The 6,287-nt window shown below is 69.7% G+C and carries 8 protein-coding genes; 4 read left to right on the forward strand and 4 right to left on the reverse strand.

Going from position 1 to position 6,287, the window contains the following annotated elements; genetic code table 11:
• Window positions 1–545, reverse strand: a 545-nt coding sequence (locus C1I97_RS28810) for a hypothetical protein (RefSeq protein ID WP_111006064.1), incomplete at its 3' end; no start/stop codon positions are given.
• A 152-nt stretch (window positions 546–697) separates the two neighbouring features.
• Here C1I97_RS28810 and C1I97_RS28815 point away from each other — a divergent pair.
• From C1I97_RS28815 to C1I97_RS28825, 3 genes are all read left to right on the forward strand, one after another.
• Window positions 698–1,495, forward strand: coding sequence for an ABC transporter ATP-binding protein (locus C1I97_RS28815; protein ID WP_111006057.1), 798 nt, complete (start codon window positions 698–700; stop codon window positions 1,493–1,495).
• A gap of 54 nt (window positions 1,496–1,549) precedes the next feature.
• On the forward strand, window positions 1,550–1,981 hold the full coding sequence (locus tag C1I97_RS28820) for an NfeD family protein (RefSeq protein WP_111006058.1): 432 nt from the start codon (window positions 1,550–1,552) through the stop codon (window positions 1,979–1,981).
• Between the two features lie 144 nt (window positions 1,982–2,125).
• A complete protein-coding gene (locus C1I97_RS28825; protein WP_111006059.1) occupies window positions 2,126–3,082 on the forward strand; it encodes an SPFH domain-containing protein in 957 nt (318 codons plus the stop codon).
• A gap of 64 nt (window positions 3,083–3,146) precedes the next feature.
• On the opposite strand, the gene C1I97_RS28830 is transcribed toward C1I97_RS28825, so the two are convergent.
• The 3 genes from C1I97_RS28830 to C1I97_RS28840 all read right to left on the reverse strand — a co-directional run bounded on the left by C1I97_RS28830 (window position 3,147) and on the right by C1I97_RS28840 (window position 5,182).
• Window positions 3,147–3,653 carry an HNH endonuclease gene (locus tag C1I97_RS28830; RefSeq protein WP_111006060.1) on the reverse strand — a complete coding sequence of 169 codons (507 nt, stop codon included), beginning with the start codon at window positions 3,651–3,653 and terminating at the stop codon, window positions 3,147–3,149.
• Window positions 3,654–3,816: 163 nt separating this feature from the next.
• The gene (locus C1I97_RS28835) at window positions 3,817–4,356 is read right to left on the reverse strand and encodes a YbhB/YbcL family Raf kinase inhibitor-like protein (protein ID WP_111006061.1); all 540 of its coding nucleotides are present in this window, start codon (window positions 4,354–4,356) and stop codon (window positions 3,817–3,819) included.
• 43 nt (window positions 4,357–4,399) lie between these two features.
• A complete protein-coding gene (locus C1I97_RS28840; RefSeq protein ID WP_111006062.1) occupies window positions 4,400–5,182 on the reverse strand; it encodes a sporulation protein in 783 nt (260 codons plus the stop codon).
• A 135-nt stretch (window positions 5,183–5,317) separates the two neighbouring features.
• Here C1I97_RS28840 and C1I97_RS28845 point away from each other — a divergent pair, with 135 nt between their 5' ends.
• Complete coding sequence (locus C1I97_RS28845; protein ID WP_111006063.1) at window positions 5,318–5,968, forward strand: DNA-3-methyladenine glycosylase; 651 nt, start codon at window positions 5,318–5,320, stop codon at window positions 5,966–5,968.
• The last annotated feature ends 319 nt before the right edge of the window (window positions 5,969–6,287 follow it).

A 6,287-nucleotide genomic window follows, 5' to 3' on the forward strand; every position in this document is an offset into this window, starting at 1 on the left:
GCCCGAGCCCGATAGGCGTCGATCGCAGCCTCGGCCACCGGCCCCGACCCGGCCACGTCCAGCCGCGACAGCGCGTCCGTCGCCTCCCGCAACGCCTCCGCCAGCTCCCGCTCGGCCTCACCCAGCGACGGCACGTCGGCCGGCGGCGCCTCCCGCACGGGCAGCACGTGCCACACCACCTCGGCGTGCACATCACCCTCGGGCCCCGCCTCGTACACCTGGGGCACCAGCCCGAAAGCGGCCCCGTGACAGATCACGGCCTCCTCGGCCTCCAGCGCCCGCGCATTGAACTCCGGCGGCCCGCTCAGCCCCAGCGGATGCCCCGGCGCGGGCAGCGCCACCCGCAGCGCACTCGCCCCGAGCGTCCGCAGCCGTCCGAGGGCCAGCGTGAGCCCGACCGGCCCCGACTCCCCGGGCAGTCCCTCCACCCGGTGGACGGCGTCGTCCTCGACCATGGCGAGCACGGCGTCGTCCGGCGAGGCATATCCGGACAAAAGGGCATTTCCCCAAGCGGCAAGGCGTCCAGAACGCGGTTCCGAGAGCATGCCTCCACCCTAAGGAGAGGACCGATGGGCCGCCCCGTCCGGCTCGTGGCGTAGATTCGTTGGGGGCTGCGCCCACCGGCGCGGCGGACCGAGCCACAGGCGTACGCGACGGCCGAGACCGGCAGCACACTGCAAGGGGAGACAACGCGCTCATGAGCGATGTTCTGGAGCTTCAGGACGTATCCGTGGTCCGCGAGGGCCGGGCTCTGGTGGACCAGGTCTCCTGGTCGGTCAAGGAGGGCGAGCGCTGGGTCATCCTCGGCCCCAACGGCGCCGGCAAGACCACCCTGCTGAACATCGCCTCGACCTACCTCTTCCCCACCACCGGCACCGCCACCGTCCTCGGCGAGACCCTCGGCCGGCCCGGCACCGACGTCTTCGAGCTGCGCCCCCGCATCGGCGTGGCCGGCATCGCCCTGACCGAGAAGCTCCCCAAGCGCCAGACCGTGCTGCAGACCGTGCTCACCGCCGCCTACGGCATGACCGCGGGCTGGCAGGAGGAGTACGAGGACATCGACGAGCAGCGCGCCCGCGCCTTCCTCGACCGCCTCGGCATGAACGACTACCTCGACCGGAGGTTCGGCACCCTGTCCGAGGGTGAGCGCAAGCGCACCCTGATCGCCCGCGCCCTGATGACCGACCCCGAGCTGCTCCTGCTCGACGAGCCCGCCGCAGGCCTCGACCTCGGCGGCCGCGAGGACCTGGTCCGCCGCCTCGGCCGGCTCGCCCGCGACCCGATCGCCCCCTCGATGATCATGGTCACCCACCACGTCGAGGAGATCGCCCCCGGCTTCACCCACGTCCTGATGATCCGCCAGGGCAAGGTCCTCACCGCCGGCCCCCTGGAGCTCGAACTCACCTCCCGCAACCTCTCCCTGTGCTTCGGCCTCCCGCTCGTCGTCGAGCAGGCCGGCGACCGCTGGACCGCCCGGGGCCTGCCGCTGTCCTGATCTCCCCTCACCGCACCCTGTCCGCCGTCATCACCGGCGGCCTACCATGACCATGTGAACAACATCGACGCATGGGTGTGGTGGCTGGTCGGCGCGGCAGGGCTCGGAATCCCGCTCGTGGTGACCGCGATGCCGGAGTTCGGCATGTTCGCGGTGGGCGCCGTCGCCGCCGCGGTCGTCGCGGGCTTCGGCTTCGGCGTCGTCGCCCAGGTGCTCACCTTCGTCGTGGTCTCCGTCGCCCTCATCGCCGTGGTCCGGCCCATCGCGGCCCGGCACGGCAAACAGCGCCCCGAACTGGCCACGGGAGTCGACGCGTTGAAGGGCAAGCAGGCCGTCGTACTCGAACGCGTCGACGGCTCCGGCGGCCGTATCAAGCTCGCCGGGGAGATCTGGTCGGCGCGCGCACTCGACACCGACCGCGCCTACGAAGTCGGCGAACAGGTGGACGTCGTGGACATCGAGGGGGCCACCGCCGTCGTCATGTGACCGCCCACCACCGGGCAATGACGCAAGTGGGCCGAACGCCCTACGAGATGTACGACGGTCTGTCAGACTCGACCAGCCAAGATCTTCAAGAGTCACAAGATCTTCCAAAAGAGCCGAGGCGGAGAAGGGGTACGGGCAGCAACGATGGCACCGGTCATCATCGTCCTGATCATTCTGGTGGTGTTGGTCTTCATCGCCCTGATCAAGACCATCCAGGTCATTCCACAGGCGAGCGCGGCCATCGTCGAGCGCTTCGGCCGCTACACGCGGACGCTGAACGCGGGCCTCAACATCGTCGTCCCGTTCATCGACACCATCCGCAACCGCATCGACCTGCGCGAACAGGTCGTACCGTTCCCGCCGCAGCCGGTGATCACGCAGGACAACCTGGTCGTCAACATCGACACCGTCATCTATTACCAGGTGACCGACGCCCGCGCCGCCACCTACGAGGTCGCCAGTTACATCCAGGCCATCGAGCAGCTCACCGTCACCACGCTGCGCAACATCATCGGCGGCATGGACCTCGAACGCACCCTGACCTCCCGCGAGGAGATCAACGCGGCCCTGCGCGGCGTCCTCGACGAGGCCACCGGCAAGTGGGGCATCCGCGTCAACCGCGTCGAGCTGAAGGCCATCGAACCCCCGACCTCCATCCAGGACTCGATGGAGAAGCAGATGCGCGCCGACCGCGACAAGCGCGCCGCGATCCTCCAGGCCGAGGGTGTCCGGCAGTCCGAAATCCTGCGCGCCGAGGGCGAGAAGCAGTCCCAGATCCTGCGCGCCGAGGGTGAGGCCAAGGCCGCCGCCCTGCGCGCCGAGGGCGAGGCGCAGGCGATCCGCACGGTCTTCGAGTCCATCCACGCCGGTGACCCCGACCAGAAGCTGCTCTCCTACCAGTACCTCCAGATGCTCCCCAAGATCGCCGAGGGCGACGCCAACAAGCTCTGGATCGTCCCCAGCGAAATCGGCGACGCCCTCAAGGGCCTGTCCGGCGCCATCGGCAACTTCGGCTCGCTGGGCGGAGGTTCGGGCGGCAGCTCGGGCGGCGGCAACGCCGGTACGGGCACGGAACGCCGCGAGAGGCCGTCCATCGACTGAACAACCCAGTCCTACGGCAGTGGGGCCCGCCTTCGTCGCGAAGGCGGGCCCCACTGCCGTAGCGCTACGCGGCCGACCGAGCCAGCCAGGCGGGAAGCGCCTCGAACTCCTCCCGCCCCAGAGCCAGAAGCATCGCGTCGGCCGGCGTCGGCTCGAACGGCTCCCGCAGCAACGGCATACCCGCCTGCTCCGGAGTCCGGTCCGCCTTCCGGTGGTTGTCCTCCGCGCACGAGGCCACCGTGTTCAGCCAGCTGTCCCGCCCACCCTGCGACCGCGGCACCACATGATCCACGGTCGCCGCCCGCCGCCCGCAGTACGCGCACCGGTGCCGGTCCCGTACCAGCACACCCCTTCTCGACCACGGAGCCTGTCTTCGGAAGGGCACGCGCACGTACCGGCACAGCCGGATCACCCGGGGCGCGGGCATGTCCACCACCGCACCCCGCATCCGCAGCTCGGGGTGGGCCTGCTCGACCACGGCCTTCGACTGCAGCACCAGTACGACGGCTCGCTTCAACGTCACCGTCGACAGCGGCTCGAAGCTCGCGTTCAGCACCAGCGTGTCCCGCATTCCAGCCCACCTCCCGTGTGCACCGGCCCACCCCGTGGCGGGCTGGATCAACTCTGGCCGGGCACGCCGGGACGGGACAACGTAATAAATGCCCGCCTCCGGTCGATCCCAAGACCGGAGACGGGCAAACGTTCAGTGCGCGCGGGCCCGCGCCGTGCGGGACTCAGCCCTCGGCGGGGTTCTCGTACTCACCGATCAGCTGGGCGCGCGCCAGCGTGTGGAAGCGCAGATTGAAGCCCACCACCGCGGGAGAGGCGTCCGAGTCCGGACCCAGCTTCTCCTGGTCGACGGCGTACACCGTGAAGACGTACCGGTGCGGCCCGTCCCCGGGCGGCGGCGCGGCACCTCCGAAGTCCTTCGTCCCGTAGTCGTTGCGCGCGTGCACGGCACCCTCGGGCAGCCCCTCGAACTTGCCGCCGCCCGCACCCGCCGGCAGCTCCGTCACGGAGGCCGGGATGTCGAACACCACCCAGTGCCAGAACCCGCTGCCCGTCGGGGCGTCCGGGTCGTAGCAGGTCACGGCGAAGCTCTTGGTCTCCGGAGGGAAATCCTCCCAGCGCAGCTGCGGCGAGGTGTTCCCGCCCGCATGGACCTGAGCATCCTTGAGCGTCGCGCCCTCCCGGACGTCGTCACTCGTGACCGTGAACGACGGCACGGGCGGATGGAAGTCATGGGGGAGCGGCCGCCTCTTGAGCTCGGTCACCTCGATACCTCCTGATCGATTCCTGGGTCTCCGGTTCCCGAGCCTAGAACCAGTTACGCCTGCTGCCGACCTCGGCGATCCACTGGTGGAGATACGCCGCCCAGTCGGTCCCCTGGTAGTCGTGCAGACCCACCTGGAACGACCGGAACGTGTCGCTGCCCTCGCTGAACAGACCCGACTTCTTGTCCATCTCCAGCACCACGTCCATGGCGTGCTCGTCGGCCACGAAGCTCAACTCCACCTGGTTCAGTCCCCGGTACTGCGACGGCGGATAGAACTCGATCTCCTGGTAGAACGGCAGCCGCTGCCGCGTCCCACGGATGTGACCGCGCTCCAGGTCCGCGTTCTTGAACTGGAAGCCGAGCCGGATGAACGCGTCCAGGATCGCCTGCTGTGCCGGCAGCGGATGCACGTTGACCGGATCCAGGTCACTGGAGTCCACGGCACGCGCGATCGCCAGCTCCGTGGTCACTCCGACGTGCATGCCCCGCAGTGCCTGCCCCTCGATCATCGTGACCGGCGTCTCCCACGGGATCTCCAGCCCGAACGGCACCGCGTGCACGGCCCCCGCCTGCAGCTCGAAGGCCCCACCGAGCCGCACCTTGGTGAACTCGATGTCCTGCTTGTACTCCTGGTCGCCGCTCTCGACCTCGACCTGCGCCTGCAGCCCGACCGACAGCCCCTCGATCTGCTGGTTCACCGAGCCGCCCTCGATCCGTACCTCCCCCTGGACGACCCCGCCCGGCACGACGTTGACCTCGTGCAGCACCGTCTCGACCGAGGCACCGCCTGCGCCGAGGCTCGCGAGCAGCTTCTTGAACCCCATGACTCTCCCTTTACGTGGATCTCCGGCCCCTGCAAACGCGATCCGACCGCCGCCGGTTCCCCGCCCGCACTCCGCAAGGGGAGCGGGCCCCGAGTCCGGACGGGCACCCACCCGTCCGGGTTACGCTCGGAAGTCATGATCGCGCCCTCGGACCGTACGCCCCTGCCCAGAGAGTTCTTCGACCGCCCCGTCCTGGAGGTCGCCCCCGACCTGCTGGGCCGCCTCCTGGTGCGTACGACCCCCGACGGCCCGATCACCCTGCGTCTGACCGAGGTCGAGGCCTACGACGGCCCGAACGACCCGGGCTCCCACGCCTACCGCGGCCGTACCGCCCGCAACGGCGTGATGTTCGGTCCACCCGGCCACGTCTACGTCTACTTCACCTATGGCATGTGGCACTGCATGAACCTGGTGTGCGGACCGGAGGGCCGGGCGAGCGGGGTCCTGCTCCGGGCCGGCGAGATCGTCGAGGGCGCCGAGCTGGCCCGCACCCGCCGGCCCTCGGCCCGCAGCGACAAGGAACTCGCCAAGGGCCCCGCCCGCCTGGCCACGGCCCTGGACGTGGACCGGACCCTCGACGGCACCGACGCCTGCGCCGCCGACGAGACCCCCATACGGATCCTGACCGGGGCCCCGACACCCCCCGAGCAGGTACGCAACGGCCCGCGTACCGGGGTCGCCGGCGATGGCGGCTGCGGGCAGGCTCACCCCTGGCGCTTCTGGGTCGCCGACGACCCGACGGTGAGCCCCTACCGCGCCCACGTGCCGCGGCGCCGTCGAAGTTGACTCGCCGACGGAAGGTGCGTAACGTGGCCCGAGCCGCTGAACCGGGTACGGCCATTGCCTGCAGCCGGAGCGGTCAACCCACTACCTACCGAGAACCCCTCATCGGGGTCGGTTTCGGTGCGCCTGCGCGCCCGGATTCGAACTCGCGAGACTCGATTATGAGTTACCGGGAGAATCGGCTAACGTAGTGAACACCGAAGGGAAGCGCCCGGAGGAAAGCCCGCGAGGGTGAGTACGAAGGAAGCGTCCGTTCCTTGAGAACTCAACAGCGTGCCAAAAATCAACGCCAGATATGTTGATACCCCGTCTCCGGCCGGAT

Source organism: Streptomyces sp. NTH33 (assembly GCF_003236365.1).
GTDB lineage: Bacteria > Actinomycetota > Actinomycetes > Streptomycetales > Streptomycetaceae > Streptomyces.